The 15,534-nt window shown below is 56.1% G+C and carries 16 protein-coding genes and 1 tRNA gene; all 17 read left to right on the top strand.

Annotated elements, in window-relative coordinates; translation table 11 throughout:
- Positions 1 to 35: 35 nt before the first annotated feature.
- Positions 36 to 788 carry a 30S ribosomal protein S2 gene (gene rpsB / locus ACO06L_RS00535; protein ID WP_008170383.1) on the top strand — a complete coding sequence of 251 codons (753 nt, stop codon included), beginning with the start codon at positions 36 to 38 and terminating at the stop codon, positions 786 to 788.
- Between the two features lie 91 nt (positions 789 to 879).
- A complete protein-coding gene (tsf, locus tag ACO06L_RS00540) occupies positions 880 to 1,749 on the top strand; it encodes a translation elongation factor Ts (RefSeq protein WP_064227417.1) in 870 nt (289 codons plus the stop codon).
- Between the two features lie 185 nt (positions 1,750 to 1,934).
- On the top strand, positions 1,935 to 2,663 hold the full coding sequence (gene pyrH / locus ACO06L_RS00545; RefSeq protein ID WP_008170379.1) for a UMP kinase: 729 nt from the start codon (positions 1,935 to 1,937) through the stop codon (positions 2,661 to 2,663).
- A 74-nt stretch (positions 2,664 to 2,737) separates the two neighbouring features.
- Complete coding sequence (gene frr, locus ACO06L_RS00550; RefSeq protein WP_064227418.1) at positions 2,738 to 3,295, top strand: ribosome recycling factor; 558 nt, start codon at positions 2,738 to 2,740, stop codon at positions 3,293 to 3,295.
- A gap of 71 nt (positions 3,296 to 3,366) precedes the next feature.
- Positions 3,367 to 4,137, top strand: a complete 771-nt coding sequence (gene uppS / locus ACO06L_RS00555) for a polyprenyl diphosphate synthase (protein ID WP_202347399.1) — start codon at positions 3,367 to 3,369, stop codon at positions 4,135 to 4,137.
- Positions 4,138 to 4,158: 21 nt separating this feature from the next.
- Complete coding sequence (locus tag ACO06L_RS00560; protein ID WP_202347400.1) at positions 4,159 to 4,998, top strand: phosphatidate cytidylyltransferase; 840 nt, start codon at positions 4,159 to 4,161, stop codon at positions 4,996 to 4,998.
- 2 nt (positions 4,999 to 5,000) lie between these two features.
- Positions 5,001 to 6,185 (top strand): 1-deoxy-D-xylulose-5-phosphate reductoisomerase, encoded by a 1,185-nt coding sequence (ispC, locus tag ACO06L_RS00565; protein WP_202347401.1) that lies wholly within the window; start codon positions 5,001 to 5,003, stop codon positions 6,183 to 6,185.
- A 49-nt stretch (positions 6,186 to 6,234) separates the two neighbouring features.
- Positions 6,235 to 7,584: an RIP metalloprotease RseP gene (rseP, locus tag ACO06L_RS00570; protein ID WP_064227422.1), complete on the top strand. Its 1,350-nt coding sequence runs from the start codon at positions 6,235 to 6,237 to the stop codon at positions 7,582 to 7,584.
- Between the two features lie 44 nt (positions 7,585 to 7,628).
- A complete protein-coding gene (gene bamA, locus ACO06L_RS00575) occupies positions 7,629 to 9,947 on the top strand; it encodes an outer membrane protein assembly factor BamA (protein WP_104323441.1) in 2,319 nt (772 codons plus the stop codon).
- Positions 9,948 to 9,992: 45 nt separating this feature from the next.
- Positions 9,993 to 10,490 carry an OmpH family outer membrane protein gene (locus ACO06L_RS00580; RefSeq protein WP_064227424.1) on the top strand — a complete coding sequence of 166 codons (498 nt, stop codon included), beginning with the start codon at positions 9,993 to 9,995 and terminating at the stop codon, positions 10,488 to 10,490.
- A 47-nt stretch (positions 10,491 to 10,537) separates the two neighbouring features.
- The gene (gene lpxD / locus ACO06L_RS00585; RefSeq protein ID WP_064227425.1) at positions 10,538 to 11,563 is read left to right on the top strand and encodes a UDP-3-O-(3-hydroxymyristoyl)glucosamine N-acyltransferase; all 1,026 of its coding nucleotides are present in this window, start codon (positions 10,538 to 10,540) and stop codon (positions 11,561 to 11,563) included.
- A gap of 11 nt (positions 11,564 to 11,574) precedes the next feature.
- Positions 11,575 to 12,012, top strand: a complete 438-nt coding sequence (gene fabZ / locus ACO06L_RS00590; protein ID WP_202347402.1) for a 3-hydroxyacyl-ACP dehydratase FabZ — start codon at positions 11,575 to 11,577, stop codon at positions 12,010 to 12,012.
- Positions 12,012 to 12,803: an acyl-ACP--UDP-N-acetylglucosamine O-acyltransferase gene (gene lpxA / locus ACO06L_RS00595; RefSeq protein WP_104323442.1), complete on the top strand. Its 792-nt coding sequence runs from the start codon at positions 12,012 to 12,014 to the stop codon at positions 12,801 to 12,803. Before fabZ ends, lpxA begins: the two co-directional genes overlap by 1 nt.
- Positions 12,804 to 12,821: 18 nt before the next feature.
- Complete coding sequence (lpxB, locus tag ACO06L_RS00600; protein ID WP_064227427.1) at positions 12,822 to 14,003, top strand: lipid-A-disaccharide synthase; 1,182 nt, start codon at positions 12,822 to 12,824, stop codon at positions 14,001 to 14,003.
- The gene (gene rnhB, locus ACO06L_RS00605; RefSeq protein WP_064227428.1) at positions 14,003 to 14,689 is read left to right on the top strand and encodes a ribonuclease HII; all 687 of its coding nucleotides are present in this window, start codon (positions 14,003 to 14,005) and stop codon (positions 14,687 to 14,689) included. Before lpxB ends, rnhB begins: the two co-directional genes overlap by 1 nt.
- Before the next feature lie 69 nt (positions 14,690 to 14,758).
- Positions 14,759 to 14,835, top strand: a tRNA-Met gene (locus tag ACO06L_RS00610).
- 276 nt (positions 14,836 to 15,111) lie between these two features.
- Complete coding sequence (locus ACO06L_RS00615) at positions 15,112 to 15,528, top strand: fibronectin type III domain-containing protein (RefSeq protein WP_227512648.1); 417 nt, start codon at positions 15,112 to 15,114, stop codon at positions 15,526 to 15,528.
- Positions 15,529 to 15,534: the final 6 nt, after the last annotated feature.

A 15,534-nucleotide genomic window follows, 5' to 3' on the forward strand; every position in this document is an offset into this window, starting at 1 on the left:
TGGAGGACTAACCCGAAGCTAAAAAGGTAACTATCATGGCTCAGGTAAATATGCGTGACCTGCTGAAGGCAGGTGCTCACTTCGGTCACCAGACCCGCTACTGGAACCCGAAAATGTCGAAGTTTATCTTCGGCGCCCGTAACAAGATTCATATCATCAACCTTGAGCAGACTGTTCCTGCCATGAACGATGCGCTGAAATTCGTTCAGCAGCTGGCAGAGAACAAGAACAAGATCCTGTTCGTTGGTACCAAGCGTGCCGCGGCCAAGATCATCAAGGAAGAAGCCGAGCGTGCCGGTCAGCCGTTCGTCAATCACCGCTGGCTCGGTGGCATGCTGACCAACTACAAGACCATCCGTCAGTCTATCCGTCGCTACCGTGATCTGGAAACCCAGAGCCAGGACGGTACTTTCGACAAGCTGACCAAGAAAGAAGCCCTGGATCGCACCCGTGAAATGGACCGCCTTGAGCGCTCCATCGGTGGTATCAAGGACATGGGCGGCCTGCCGGACGCCATGTTCGTGATCGACGTTGACCACGAGCGTATCGCTATCAAGGAAGCCAACAAGCTGGGCATTCCTGTAATCGGCGTTGTGGACACCAACAGTGATCCGGACGGTGTTGATTACGTGATCCCGGGCAACGATGACGCCATTCGCGCGATCCAGATTTACGTGAAAGCCGTTGCTGACACCTGCATGGAAGCCGCCCAGTCTGCCGGTGCCGGCGCTGACGAGTTTGTTGAAGTCAGCGAAGACGCTGAAGGCGCTGCTCCAGCCGCTGAGTGACGCTTTACCTTCACGTTTGAGATGTAAGGTGTGCCCCGGTTGCCTCGGGCACACCTCCCCACCGAATTCGGAACAGTTGAGAGGATTGAACATGGCTGCAATTACCGCTGCAATGGTCAAAGAGCTGCGTGAGCGTACCGGCCTTGGCATGATGGAGTGCAAGAAGGCGCTCGTTGAAGCCGAAGGCAGTGTAGACGCTGCAATTGAAGAGCTGCGAAAGTCTTCTGGTCTGAAAGCTGCCAAGAAAGCAGGCCGTACCGCTGCTGAAGGCGCTTCACTGATCAAGATTTCTGACGACAACACCGTTGCCTACATTCTGGAAGTGAACTCCGAGACCGACTTCGTCGCTCGCGATGACAACTTCCTGAACTTTGCCAACGACGTGCTGAGCGTTGCATTTGAAAAAGGCGAAACCGACGTAGCCAAGCTGATGGAAGGCGATCTGGAAGCCAAGCGTGAAGCGTTGGTTCAGAAGATCGGCGAGAACATCACTGTTCGTCGTATCGTCAAGGTTGAAGGTCCGGTTGTTGGTGGTTATGTCCACAGCAACAACAAGATTGCTTCGGTTGTCGCCCTGACTGCCGGCGATCCTGAAGTCGCACGTGACATCGCCATGCACGCCGCTGCCGTTAACCCGCGCGTTGGCAAGCCGGAAGATATGCCGGCAGAAGAGCTTGAGAAAGAGAAGGAAGTGATCAAGGCTCAGCCGGACATGGAAGGCAAGCCCGCCGAGATCGTCGAGAAGATGATGGGTGGCCGCATCAAGAAGTTCCTCAAGGAAAACAGCCTTGTTGAGCAGCCTTTCGTCAAGAACCCGGATCAGACCGTGGGCGAGTTGATCAAGTCCAACGGTGGCGAGCTGGTTGGTTTTGTTCGCCTGGAAGTGGGTGAAGGCATTGAGAAGGAAGAAGTGGACTTTGCTGCCGAGGTTGCTGCTGCAGCCGGCACAGGCAAGGCCTGATCCTTCGTTTGATGCAGCCGGCATTTAGCCTCTGCATCACCTGAGTCTGCCACGTTAGCCGGGAATTCCCGGCTCTCGTGGCGGGCTTGTATCTGAGATACCCCTTTTCGCGAGGAGTATGTCAGATACAAGCCTGCAACGGGTATCACGCCGGATAGCAGCCAACAGACGACAAGGGGATCATCATGCCGACATCATCGAAAACCCAGCCCAGATACAAGCGTGTTCTGCTCAAACTCAGCGGCGAGGCCCTGATGGGAGAGCACGATTTCGGTATTGATCCCAAAGTTCTTGACCGCATGGCACTGGAAATCGGTGCGCTGATTGGTATTGGCGTACAGGTTGGCTTGGTGATTGGCGGCGGTAACCTGTTCCGTGGAGCAGCCCTGAATGCTGCCGGCATGGACCGGGTGACCGGTGATCATATGGGAATGCTGGCCACCGTTATGAACGGTCTGGCCATGCGTGATGCCCTTGAGCGCTCGAATATCCGGACCCGCGTGATGTCGGCAATCCCGATGAGTGGAATCGTCGAACATTACGATCGCCGTCGCGCGGTGCGGGATCTCAAGGACGGCGATGTCGTGATCTTCTGTGCCGGTACCGGCAACCCCTTCTTCACGACCGATTCCGCTGCCTGCCTGCGTGGTATTGAGATCGAGGCCGATGCCGTGCTCAAAGCCACCAAGGTGGATGGCGTATACTCAGCAGATCCACACCTGGACAGCAGTGCAGAGAAATACGATTACCTCACCTATGATGAGGTTCTGGACAAGAAGCTGGGCGTGATGGATCTGACGGCCATCTGTCTCGCTCGGGATCATGGCATGCCGTTGCGGGTATTCGATATGAACCGCGCAGGCGCGCTGACTCGCATCGTAACCGGCGAGAAAGAAGGTACACTGATTGAATGAATCGCTGTCCCGGCCCCATAGGATATTGGGGCCAGATTACAGAATGACATGACGAACGAATTGAGGATGCTGAAGTGATCAACGACATCAAAGCAGAAGCCGAAAAGAAAATGAAAAAGAGCCTGGAGTCCCTGAACTCCGCGTTCAACAAGATTCGCACCGGCCGGGCCCACCCCTCTATCCTGGATAGTGTCATGGTGAACTACTACGGCCAGGAGACACCGCTGAAGCAGGTGGCGAGTGTCAACGTCGAGGATAACCGCACGCTGACGGTCTCCCCTTGGGAGAAAAACCTGATGCCGACCATCGAGAAGGCCATCATGGCGTCAGACCTGGGTCTGAACCCGGCTACCAGCGGCGATATCATCCGCATTCCGATGCCCATGCTGACCGAAGAAACCCGTAGGGAAATGGTCAAGCAGGCAAAGGCAGATGCCGAGCATGGTCGTGTTTCCATCCGTAATGCCCGTCGTGACGCTAATAGCATGATCAAGGATCTATTGAAGGAAAAGGAAATCACCGAAGACGATGAGCGCAAGGGCGAAGACGATATCCAGAAGCTGACCGACCGCTACATTGCCGAAGTCGAGAAGATGCTCAAGGCCAAAGAAGAGGACCTGATGGCGGTTTAACCGTTCGGGTTCACTTGCAAGCGAATTGAAAGGCCGCGGCACAGAAGCGCTCCGGCCGCACAGGGGATTTCATGACGGGAACTGTATCCGCAGAGATTCCGGTGTCGGCAGACAGCCGGCCCCGGCATGTGGCCATCATCATGGACGGTAATAACCGATGGGCCAAGGCCCGTCGTCTAAAGGGAGTGGCTGGCCACAAGGCCGGTGTGGATGCGGTCAGGGCAGTGGTGGAAACCTGTGCCCGCGAAGGTGTGGAAGTCCTCACCCTGTTTGCCTTTTCCAGTGAAAACTGGCGCCGGCCCAAGGAAGAGGTGTCGGCCCTGATGAAGCTATTCCTGTTCGCGCTGGAGCGGGAGGTGCGCAAGCTTCATAGAAATGACATCCGGCTGCGCATTATTGGTGACCGGTCTGCATTCAGTTCTGCGCTTCGCGAACATATGGAAGCGGCTGAAGAGCTGACCCGTAACAATTCCCGGATGACACTGGTAATTGCAGCCAATTACGGCGGTCACTGGGATATCACTCAGGCCACGCGTAAGGTTGCTGAGCAGGTTCGTACCGGGCAGTTGGCTCCATCTGATATTACCGATGACCTGATTCAGCAGCACCTAAGTATTGGCGACCTGCCAATGCCTGATCTCATGATTCGTACCGCGGGTGAGCAGAGAATCAGCAATTTCATGCTGTGGCACCTGGCTTACACAGAGCTCTACTTTTCCCCGGTGTACTGGCCTGACTTCCAGCAGGAAGAGATGCTCAAGGCCCTGCAGGCCTATGCCGGTCGACAGCGTCGTTTTGGCCAGACAGATGATCAGATTGCGGCCAAGGCTCTACAACAATAACGAACGATAGCGACGTCAACCGTGTTAAAAACCCGAATTATAACCGCACTGATCCTTGCTCCGATCGCCATTGGCGGGATCTTCTTTCTCCCGCCGATGGGGTTTGCGCTCTTTACCGGGGCCATTATCACTGTGGGTGCCTGGGAATGGGCGAACATGTCCGGTATTGGCAATCCTGCCGGCAGGATTGGCTACGCCCTGGCTACCGCGCTAATTCTTTACGGTTTGCTGAACGTCCCCTTTGTGGCAGTGCTCTGGCTGTCGCTGCTCTGGTGGTGCGTGTGCTTTCTTCTGGTACGTAGTTACCCCGCCGGCTCCGAGAAATGGGGCAGTCTGCCCGCAAGGGCGGTGATGGGGCTGTTTGTGCTGGTGCCCGCCTGGGTGGGCCTTAATCATTTGCGCACCGGTGGCTTCCAGTTTGGGGATAGCACCAATAACCTGTTGCTCATTCTTTATGTGTTCTGTGTGGTCTGGGTCGCCGATATCGGCGCTTACTTTGCCGGTCGGGCCTTCGGTAAAGCGAAGCTGGCGCCCCGGGTCAGTCCTGGTAAGTCCTGGGCAGGTGTCTGGGGTGGTCTGGTAGCCGTAGGAGCTTTTGCCCTGGTGGTCAGCTTCCTGGCTTCGGCAGGCTCCGGCCAGACACTGCTCTTGATCGTTGCCAGTCTTGCTACAGGCCTGGTTTCCGTGTTGGGTGATCTGCTGGAAAGCATGCTCAAGCGGCACCGTGGCATCAAGGACAGTAGCCAGTTGCTTCCGGGGCACGGCGGGATTATGGATCGGATCGACAGCCTGACAGCGGCCATTCCGGTATTTGCGTTGATCATTACCCAACTTGGTTGGCTGACAACCGGGCACTGGTGACTATGTTAACCCGCTCTATCAGTGTTCTCGGAGCCACAGGTTCCATCGGTCTCAGCACCCTGGATGTTGTTCGGCGTCACCCGGAACGTTTCTCGGTTTATGCATTGACGGCCAGCACCCGGGCCGAGGAGCTGGCGGTATTGTGCCGCGAATTTCGTCCCAGGGTGGCTGTTATGGCTGATCCTGCGGCTGCCAATGAACTCTCTGAGCTGCTGGCCGACTTGCCAGATACCGAGGTGCTTGCTGGCCTGGATGGGTTATGCCAGGTAGCCTCGGCTCCTGCGGTTGATACCGTAATGGCAGCCATAGTCGGGGCGGCGGGGTTGTCGCCGACGCTCTCGGCGGTAAGGGCAGGGAAGCGGGTATTGCTTGCCAATAAAGAAGCCCTGGTAATGTCCGGCAAACTGTTTATGGATGCCGTGGCCGAGGCCGGAGCGGAACTTCTGCCGATCGACTCCGAGCACAACGCGATTTTCCAATGTATGCCGGCGGACAAGGTTCGGGATCCTGTTGGTGCCGGTATCACTCGTATACTGCTGACAGCGTCCGGCGGCCCCTTCCGCGAGCATTCCGCCGAGGACCTCCGGTCGGTAACACCGGCCCAGGCCTGTGCCCATCCGAACTGGTCCATGGGGCAGAAGATTTCCGTGGACTCCGCGACCCTGATGAACAAGGGGCTGGAGCTGATTGAAGCCTGCTGGCTGTTCAATACAACACCCCAGAAGGTCGAGGTGCATGTTCACCCCGAAAGCATTGTTCACTCCATGGTTGAGTATGCGGACGGCTCTGTGTTGGCCCAACTTGGCAGCCCGGATATGAGAACGCCGATCGCCAATGGCCTGGCCTGGCCGGAGCGCATTGACGCCGGTGTTGCACCATTGGATTTGTTCGCTATCGGACGTTTCCACTTCGAGCGCCCGGACATGGTGCGCTTCCCCTGCCTCCGCCTTGCCGCAGAAGCGTTTGAGGCAGGTGGCACTGCGCCGGCAGTTCTGAATGCCGCCAATGAAGTGGCCGTTGCCGCTTTTCTGGACGGCACCCTGTGTTTTTCGGATATCCCCGTTATCATAGAGCGAACGCTCGCTGCGACTGCCGTTGAGCCAGCCGACAGCTTTGACGTTATCTTTGCCAAGGATAAAGAAGCACGGAGCCGTGCACGGGAACAGATAGGTCTGTTAACTGTCTGATAGTCGCAGCAGAATGCTGCCCGGCTGAAGCCATTCAATCAGGAACGCTATGCAGATTATTGAAACCGTCCTCGCACTTGCGCTTACCCTGGGCATCCTGGTGACCCTTCACGAATACGGTCATTTCTGGGTTGCCAGGCGCTGTGGCGTAAAGGTGCTTCGCTTTTCCGTGGGTTTCGGGAAACCGATGTTCTCCTGGTATGACAAGCATGGAACCGAGTTTGCAGTCGCGGCCATTCCCCTGGGCGGCTACGTCAAGATGCTGGATGAGCGCGAGGGACCGGTACCAGAGGAGTTAAGAGACCAGGCCTTTACCGCCAAGCCTCCCGGCCAGCGTATTGCCATTGCCGCGGCCGGCCCCGTGGCCAACTTCCTGTTCGCCATTTTCGCCTACTGGCTGTTGAGCGTGGTAGGCGTTACCCATGTTGCGCCCATTGTCGGGCAGATTACTGACGAGAGTGTGGCCGAGCGGGTAGGGCTGCAGGAAGGCATGGAGATTCACGCTGTGGATGGCCATCGTGTCAGTTCCTGGCGCGATGTGAATATGCGTATTCTGGAGCGGACCGGCGAGCATGGTGTGATTTCCATGGAGGTGTCAGAGGATGGCGCCCGCGGCACAGTCAGCGGCGAGCTTTCCGGTTGGGGCCTGAGTGACGATACTCCCAATCCGTTAGCCGAGTTCGGCATTACGCCATGGCGCCCGGCTGTTCCGCCGGTATTGGGGCAGATTTCAGATGGTGGCCGTGCTCAGGCTGCTGGCCTGCAGCCCGGGGATCGCATTGTGGCCGTGGACGGTGAGCCGATCAGCAGCTGGTTTGAGCTGGTCGAATTTATTCGCAATGCCCCGGAGCAAACACTTCAGGTAACCATCGAGCGTAATGGCGAGGAACAATCTGTCAGCGTGACACCGGAAGCGAAGACTCAGGAAAGTGGTGAGTCAATCGGTTTTGTCGGTGCCGGTGTGGAAGCTATCTCATGGCCGGAAGAGGTGCTGCGTGATGTCAGCTACGGCCCATTCGCCGCCGTTCCGGTCGCCCTCAGCGAAACCTGGGCAGATACCCGTTTAACGCTGGTAGCCATCAAGAAAATGGTCACCGGACTTTTGTCGCCTACTAATCTCAGTGGTCCGATTACCATTGCCCGGGTTGCTGAAGCCAGTGTCAGCTCGGGATTCGAAGATTTCGTGCGTTTTCTTGCCTACCTGAGCGTGAGTCTGGGCATTCTGAACCTTCTGCCTGTACCGGTACTTGATGGTGGCCATATCGTTTACTACACCATCGAAGCCCTCCGCGGAAAGCCGCTTTCCGAGCAGGCTCAGGCGTTTGGATTACGAATTGGTATGGCAATGATCCTCACATTAATGGTGTTTGCTCTTTACAACGACCTGATGCGGTTGTGAGAATTGCGAGCTCCTTACGCGCATTAACCAGGCGAAATATTTGAATGAGACGTTCTCTTCTAGGTGTAGCCGTTGGCCTCGCTGTAGCCGTGTCCGGCCTGAAGCCAGCACTTGCTGATCAGTTCACTGTTGCGGATATTGAGGTGGAAGGCCTGCAGAGGGTATCTGCGGGTACTGTTTTTTCCGCGTTCCCTGTCAACATTGGTGAGCAGGTGGACGAGACCGAGCTGGCTGAAGCGATCAAATCGCTGTTCCGGACTGGTCTTTTTACCGACATTGAGGCCAGCCGGGATGCCGGCGTACTTATCCTGACAGTTCGGGAACGCCCATCGATCAGCGATATCGAGATCGAGGGCAACAAGAACATCGAAACCGAGATGTTGATGGATGCCCTCGCCGGTGCCGGGCTTCAGGAAGGCCAGGTGTTCCGGCGCGCGACTCTTGAACGTCTGGAACTGGAAATTCTGCGCTCATACATAGCTCAGGGGCGCTATAACGCCCGGGTAAAGGCAACGGCGGAAGAACTGCCCAGAAACCGGGTTGCGATCCGTCTGGATATTAACGAAGGTTCTGTTGCCGCAATTCACCACATCAACCTGATTGGCAATCAGGATTTCAGCGATGAGGAACTGCAGGAGCTGTTCGAGCTGCAGACCACGAGCTGGTGGAACTCGATAACCAATGCGGACAAGTACGCCAGAGAGCGTCTGAGTGGTGATCTGGAGTCGCTGCGTTCATTTTATCTTGATCGGGGCTACCTTGATTTCAACGTGGAATCCAGTCAGGTCTCTATTTCGCCGGACAAGCAAAAAGTCTTCATTGCGATTGCCCTGAATGAAGGTCCTCAGTACACCATTTCCGAGATTAACCTTCGTGGTGAGCTGATCGTGGGTGAAGAGGAGTTGCGCTCGCTGATTCCGGTAGAGGAAGGCGACGTATTTTCCCGATCCCGCATGACAGCCATTTCTGAATCCCTGGCATTCCGGCTTGGCCGGGAGGGCTATGCCTTTGCCAACGTCAACGCCGTTCCCGAACCTGGCGAAAACAACACGGCCGCAGTCACTTTCTTTGTGGAGCCTGGTAAGCGGGCTTACGTGCGCAGAATCAATTTCGACGGCAACGTTTCTACCCGTGATGATGTGCTGCGCCAGGAAATGACGCAGATGGAGGGTGGCGTTGCGTCTTCTGACCGCATCGAGTTTTCCAAGACCAAGCTTGAGCGTCTTGGCTTCTTCCAGACAGTCAATGTGGATACCGTTCCGGTGCCCGGCACCGATGACCTGGTGGATGTTAATTACTCCGTTGAGGAGCAGCCAACGGGTAGTCTTTCCGCCTCTATTGGCTTTTCCCAGGATTCCGGGGTGATTCTCGGTGCCAATGTCTCCGAGAATAACTTCTTTGGTACCGGTAAGCGGGTGTCGTTTGGCGTGAATGTCAGTGATGCCATCAAGAGTGCCAACATCTCCTACCTGGACCCCTACTATACAGTTGATGGAGTGAGCCGCGGGTTCAGCTTATTCGCCCGGGAGACTGACTATGAAGAGGAAGATATTTCCTCATTCCTTCTCGACGAGTACGGTGGCCGCGTTACCTTTGGCTATCCTACGGACAGTATTACCCGCCTGAACTTCGGTGCTGGTGTGACCCAGTCAAACCTGAAGGAAGGCCTGTTCACCTCACAGGAGGTGAGTGACTTTATTGATGAGGAGGGTGACTCGTTCACCAACTTCTTCCTGTTCGGGAGCTGGCGCCGCAGTACCCTGAACCGTGGCGTGCTGCCGACTGATGGTTACAGCCACTCGCTGTCGCTGGATGTGGCGGTACCGGGTAGTGACCTGACCTTTTACAAAGCCACTCATAAAACCGATTTCTACTACCCTGTGACTGACAACAATCGCTGGGTCTTCCGGGCACGGTCCGAGATTGGTTATGGGGATGGCTACGGCGATCGTTCCCAGATGCCGTTCTACGAACATTTCTATACCGGCGGCTATGGCTCGGTTCGTGGTTACGAAGCCAATTCCCTGGGCCTAAGAGCGACCAATAATGTCAACGACCTGTCGGATCCTGATCCGTTCGGGGGCAACCTGCTGACCGAGGGTGGCTTTGAGCTGATTTTCCCGACGCCATTTGCCGGCGATACCCGCTCGATGAGGACGGCATTCTTCCTGGATGCCGGCCAGGTATTTGACACGGCACGCGGTTTTGATCCGGAATTGAGCGAAATCAGGATGGCAGCCGGTGTTGGCTTCCAATGGATAACGGCAGTTGGTCCATTGGCATTCAGCCTCGCTTACCCTCTGAACGACAAGGCTGGCGACGATACCCAAGTGTTCCAGTTCTCACTGGGCCAGACCTTCTAAAGAATGGATAATAATAATCTACGGATGAAAACCAGGAGAAAACCAATGTCCCGATTTGTGTTGATGTTCGCTGCAGTGATCATGGCGTTTTCATTTCCGGCGATGGCCGAAACCCGGATCGGTGTCGTCGATCTGCGCCAGGCACTTTTCTCGTCTGACGATGCCAAAACCTTTAGCGAATCGCTTCAGAAAGATTTTGCAGGCGACGAAGCCCGGGTGCGTGAAGCGCAGGAAGAAGCGCGAAAACTTCAGGAGCGCCTGGAAAAAGACGGTGCCATGATGAACGAGAGTGAGCGCAACAAGCTAGCCGGCGAGTTCCAGGAAAAGGTGAAGGAATTCAACTTCCTGAAGCAACGGCTGGATTCTACTGTGAATCAGCGGAAGCAGGCGTTTCTTGAGCAGGCCCGCCCCGAGGTGGACGCAGCGGTCAAGGAGCTTCTTGAGGAAAATAACCTCGATCTGATCCTGCCAAGCGAAGCGGTTGTTTATGTAAAGCCGGAAATGAATCTGACCTCTCAGCTTCTCGAAAAACTGAACCGTTAATCTGTGACGGGCACCCCGGTGCCCTGATCGTTGCTTGGGAGTTCGCAATGACAGAAAGGTCCTATCGCCTTGGGGATATTGCCAATGCCCTGGGTGCGGAGCTACGGGGTGATCCTGATGTAAAGGTATCGGGTCTGGCGACGTTGCAGGCGGCTGGTCCAGGACAGATCAGCTTCCTGGCGAATCCGTCCTATGGCAAATACCTTGCGGATACACGTGCTTCGGCCGTTATTGCCTCGCCTGCCGGGGCGAAAGATGCTCCTACCAACGTCCTGTTACTGGATAACCCATATCTCGGATATGCTCAACTGAGTCATTGGTTTGATCCCGCACCCGTTGCTTCGCCCGGCGTTCACGCAACTGCAGTAGTAGACCCCTCCGCTACAATCGCTGAGGATGCCAGTATCGGTCCTAACGTGGTGGTGGAGGCCGGTGCAGACATTGGTGAGAAGGTTGTTGTCGGAGCCGGCTCGATTATTGGTGCCCGCGCCAGAATCGGAGCCCGAACCCTGATCCGACCCCGGGTGACTCTGGCCCACGACGTGGTGATTGGCGAACGTTGCCACATACTCAGCGGTGCCGTCATAGGCTCCGACGGATTCGGTTTCGCAAATGAAAAGGGCGTATGGCACCGTATCGCACAGCTCGGGCGGGTTGTTCTCGGGAATGATGTGGAAGTGGGTGCCAACACCACCATCGATCGAGGGGCATTGGACGATACCGTGATTGGCAACGGGGTGAAGCTCGATAACCTCATCCAGATTGCCCATAACGTATGTATCGGCGATCACAGCGCCATGGCTGCGATGGTTGGCATTGCCGGCAGCACGCGCATTGGCCGGCACTGTGTTTTCGGTGGCGCCTCCGGCGTGGCTGGCCACCTGGAGATCGCCGATCAGGTCCATCTCACTGGCATGACACTGGTAACCGGTGATATCCGGGAGCCAGGGGTTTATTCATCAGGCACCAGTGCCGATACCAACCGCCAGTGGCGCAAAAATGCTGTGCGCTTCCGGCAGCTGGATGCTCTGGCGCGACGGGTAAAAGAACTGGAAAAGAAATTAGAGGGCTGAGGCCGATCAACATGATGAACATCGACGAAATTCTGGAATACCTGCCGCACCGATACCCGCTTTTGCTGGTGGATCGGGTAACGGAGGTCGAAAAAGGAAAATCGATCAAGGGCTACAAGAATATTTCGTTTAACGAGTCGTTCTTCCAGGGCCACTTCCCCAATAATCCGATCATGCCGGGCGTATTAATCATTGAGGCCATGGCCCAGCTGTCAGGCATCCTTGGTTTTGTGACAGTGGGCCGGAAACCTTCTGACGGCGTGGTACAATACCTCGCCGGTTCGAGCAAGGCCCGGTTCAAACGCCCGGTATTGCCAGGGGATCAACTGTGCATGGAGTCGGAACTTATCTCCGGTAAACGGGGTATTTACAAATTCGAGTGTCGCGCCCTGGTCGACGGAGAAGTCGTTTGCGTGGCAGAGATTCTGACCGCTGAGAGAGAAGTTTGATGGCGACAAATGACTGGTCGGGTGTCCATCCTCAGGCGATTGTAGACCCGTCAGCCAGGCTCGGGGACAACGTCACGGTTGGGCCCTGGAGTTATATTGGTCCGGATGTGGAAATCGGCGATGGTACCGAGATTCTGTCCCATGTGGTTGTTAAGGGGCCTACGGTCATCGGCCGAAACAACCGCATTTTCCAGTTCTCCAGTATCGGTGAAGAGTGCCAGGACAAGAAATACGCGGGCGAGCCCACCACACTGGTGATTGGTGACGATAATGTGATTCGCGAGAATTGCACCATCCACCGCGGCACAGTCCAGGATCGTGGTGAAACCCGAATTGGCAGCGGTAATCTTTTGATGGCCTACGTGCATGTCGCCCATGACTGTATCGTGGGGGATAACACTATCCTGGCCAATTGTGCGACCCTGGCGGGCCATGTTTCGGTCGGTGATTTTGCCATCCTCGGTGGCGGTACCATGGTGCATCAATTCTGCCATATTGGTCCGCACAGTATGGCGGCCGGTGGCAGCATCGTACTCAAGGACATCCCGGCCTATGTGATGGCCAGTGGTCAGTCAGCCGAGCCACACGGCATGAACGTCGAAGGCCTCAAGCGCCGTGGTTTCAGTAAGGACGTTCTGCTAGCCTTGCGCCGGGCCTACAAGGTCATCTACCGCCAGGGACTCACGACCGAGCAGGCCGTCGAAGAGCTCGAGAAGTCTTATTCCGATGTGGCGGAGATACGGCCTCTCATCGACTCCCTGCGTGGAGCACACCGCGGCATCATCCGCTAACCCGGCAGGAGCCTGTCGGTGACAGATCTTTCTCACGCGACCATCAGCCAACGCAAAATCACATTTGGAATTATTGCCGGCGAGGCATCGGGGGATATCCTGGGTGCCGGTCTGATCCGTTCGCTCCGTCAACGCTATCCTCATGCCCGTTTCGTTGGAATTGGCGGTGAAGAGATGGTCGCGGAGGGTTTTCATTCCCTGGTGCAGATGGAGCGCCTGTCGGTCATGGGGCTGGTGGAAGTCCTCGGGCGAATCCGCGAGCTTTTCAGTATCAGGGCTCGATTGCTGGACTATTTCTTCACCACCCCTCCGGATGTGGTCATAGGAATCGATTCCCCGGATTTCACTCTCGCAATCGAGCGGCGCTGCCGCGAGGCCGGCATTCTTTCTGTCCATTATGTCAGTCCGTCGGTGTGGGCCTGGCGGCAGAAGCGGATCTTCAAGATCGCCAAGTCCGTCAACCTCATGCTGACCCTGTTCCCGTTCGAAGCCAGATTCTATGAGGAGCATCAGGTGCCTGTGGCATTTGTGGGTCACCCCCTGGCGGATCGTATTCCCCTGGAGCCTGATACCCTCAAGATGCGGGAGTCGCTGGGTATAGATCCTGATGCGTCGGTGCTGGCGGTTCTGCCAGGCAGTCGGGCAGGGGAAGTGGACAGGCTGGGCACTCTGTTTCTGGAGGCATCTCGCTGGATCCAGGAAAGACGTCCGGATCTTCAGCTGGTGATTCCCTGTGTAAACCGGGAACGTGAGAAGCAGGTGCGCGATCTGGTTGATGCGCTTGATGTGAAGCTGCCGGTTACTATTGTGCGAGGCCGGTCCAGAGACGTGATGGCCGCCTCCGATGTGGTGCTGCTGGCTTCCGGAACGGCAACCCTGGAAGCCATGCTGCTGAAAAAGCCGATGGTTGTAGGTTACCGCCTGAGTGGATTCAGCTATGCGCTCCTGTCCAAGCTGGTGAAGGTTCCTCACGTAGCGTTGCCCAATCTGCTCGCCAAGCGCCAGCTGGTGCCTGAACTGCTCCAGGACGATGCCACTCCGGAAAGTCTGGGGGCAGCGGTGCTTGAGCGCCTCGAGAATACTGAGGAGCGTGAGAGGCTCAGAGAAGCCTTTACCGACTTGCATCTTACTCTGAAGCAGGGTGCCGATGAAAAAGCTGCCCAGGCGATATCAGACCTGATGGAGCAGGGTGCCCACTGATGCCAAAGACTCCGTTGCCACCCTTCGAATGTCGCTACACCGGTTCTCTCCTGGCTGGTGTGGACGAGGTCGGTCGAGGCCCGCTGATCGGGGCTGTCGTGACCGCTGCGGTGATTCTGGATCCAGATCGGCCGATCGCGGGCCTTGCTGACTCGAAGAAGCTGACAGAAAAACGCCGTAGCGCCCTCTATGAGCAGATTCTTGAGCATGCCAAGGCCTGGAGCATCGGTCGCTGCGAGGCCTATGAGATCGACGAGCTGAATATCTATCAGGCCACAATGCTGGCCATGGAGCGCGCGGTTGCGGGGTTGGCCATTGTGCCTGAATACGTTCTGGTGGATGGTAATCGCTGCCCCAGGTGGCACTGGCCATCAGAGCCGGTCATCAAAGGCGACAGCCGTGTAGAAGCCATCAGCGCCGCCTCTATTATTGCCAAAGTAACCCGTGACAGAGAGATGGAAGCGCTCGAAGCGCGCTTCCCCGGATTCGGCCTGGCGCAGCATAAGGGATACCCAACGCCCATCCATCTGGAAGCCTTGCGCCGGCTGGGTGCAACCCCTGAGCACCGTCGCTCCTTCCGCCCGGTTCAGGAGGTGATTGAGCAGGTGGGTTTCTATCGAGAGGATGTGACTAAAGAGCCTGAGCAACTCCAGTATAGAGGCGACCTTTTTGAAGATATCGATTGACAGTGGTGCGTCCAATCCTTAATATACGCGCACGTTGATCGGGGCAGCCCGGTAAACAACCAGTTTTGATGCGGGGTGGAGCAGTCTGGTAGCTCGTCGGGCTCATAACCCGAAGGTCGTTGGTTCGAATCCAGCCCCCGCTACCATTATTCAAATAAAGCCCGCTTTTGCGGGCTTTATTGCTATATACCCCCCCCTCCTATCTCTTTCCGGGCTTAGACCTTTTTACAGTACCGTCCGCTTCTATCACCTTCCCCAGGCAAAATTTTGCTCGCCTAATCAGTAACTTCCCTTACTTCATTACCGATCCCTGACGGGAAATTGACAATTTCGTAACTAGGGAAATGACAGGCTTCACATCGATAATCAGCCCCGTTTTATACAATTTCACAAAGTCGACGAAAAAATGGTGCTAAATACACATGAAGCGCGTCATCAAAGTGTCACAGGCATGGATTGCCGCGTTTATTTTGGGAGCACTACTCACAGGGTGTGGCGGTGGTGGTTCTTCCGAGTCTGCAGGTACACAAACCGGTTCCAGCGGAGAGACTTCTTCTCCAGAGCGGTCCGCTGTATTGAGCTGGAGTGCACCCCTGACTCGCGTTAACGGCGAGAGCATCCCGATGGGCGAGCTGGACAGATACGTAATCCGTTATGGCCAGGATGCTGACGAGCTGAGCGAAGAGGTTGTCGTCACCAATGCCCAGGCCGAGGCGGAAATGTCCTACGAAGTAAGCGGTCTGGATACTGGCACCTGGTATTTCACCATTCAGGTTCAGGATACCAACGGGCTGATCAGTGAGCCCTCTGATGTTGTGAGCAAATCAATCCGGTCCTGAGAAGGG

This window comes from Marinobacter sp., from assembly GCF_965229985.1.
Classification (GTDB): domain Bacteria; phylum Pseudomonadota; class Gammaproteobacteria; order Pseudomonadales; family Oleiphilaceae; genus Marinobacter.

What these genes read in the sequence shown, in the direction of transcription:
- ACO06L_RS00615 (WP_227512648.1), top strand. Translation starts at nt 15,112, where the DNA reads ATGAAGCGCGTCATCAAAGTGTCACAGGCATGGATTGCCGCGTTTATT.
- rnhB (WP_064227428.1), top strand. Translation starts at nt 14,003, where the DNA reads ATGCCAAAGACTCCGTTGCCACCCTTCGAATGTCGCTACACCGGTTCT.
- ACO06L_RS00580 (WP_064227424.1), top strand. Translation starts at nt 9,993, where the DNA reads ATGTCCCGATTTGTGTTGATGTTCGCTGCAGTGATCATGGCGTTTTCA.
- lpxA (WP_104323442.1), top strand. Translation starts at nt 12,012, where the DNA reads ATGGCGACAAATGACTGGTCGGGTGTCCATCCTCAGGCGATTGTAGAC.
- rseP (WP_064227422.1), top strand. Translation starts at nt 6,235, where the DNA reads ATGCAGATTATTGAAACCGTCCTCGCACTTGCGCTTACCCTGGGCATC.
- lpxD (WP_064227425.1), top strand. Translation starts at nt 10,538, where the DNA reads ATGACAGAAAGGTCCTATCGCCTTGGGGATATTGCCAATGCCCTGGGT.
- pyrH (WP_008170379.1), top strand. Translation starts at nt 1,935, where the DNA reads ATGCCGACATCATCGAAAACCCAGCCCAGATACAAGCGTGTTCTGCTC.
- rpsB (WP_008170383.1), top strand. Translation starts at nt 36, where the DNA reads ATGGCTCAGGTAAATATGCGTGACCTGCTGAAGGCAGGTGCTCACTTC.
- bamA (WP_104323441.1), top strand. Translation starts at nt 7,629, where the DNA reads ATGAGACGTTCTCTTCTAGGTGTAGCCGTTGGCCTCGCTGTAGCCGTG.
- tsf (WP_064227417.1), top strand. Translation starts at nt 880, where the DNA reads ATGGCTGCAATTACCGCTGCAATGGTCAAAGAGCTGCGTGAGCGTACC.
- uppS (WP_202347399.1), top strand. Translation starts at nt 3,367, where the DNA reads ATGACGGGAACTGTATCCGCAGAGATTCCGGTGTCGGCAGACAGCCGG.
- fabZ (WP_202347402.1), top strand. Translation starts at nt 11,575, where the DNA reads ATGATGAACATCGACGAAATTCTGGAATACCTGCCGCACCGATACCCG.
- ispC (WP_202347401.1), top strand. Translation starts at nt 5,001, where the DNA reads ATGTTAACCCGCTCTATCAGTGTTCTCGGAGCCACAGGTTCCATCGGT.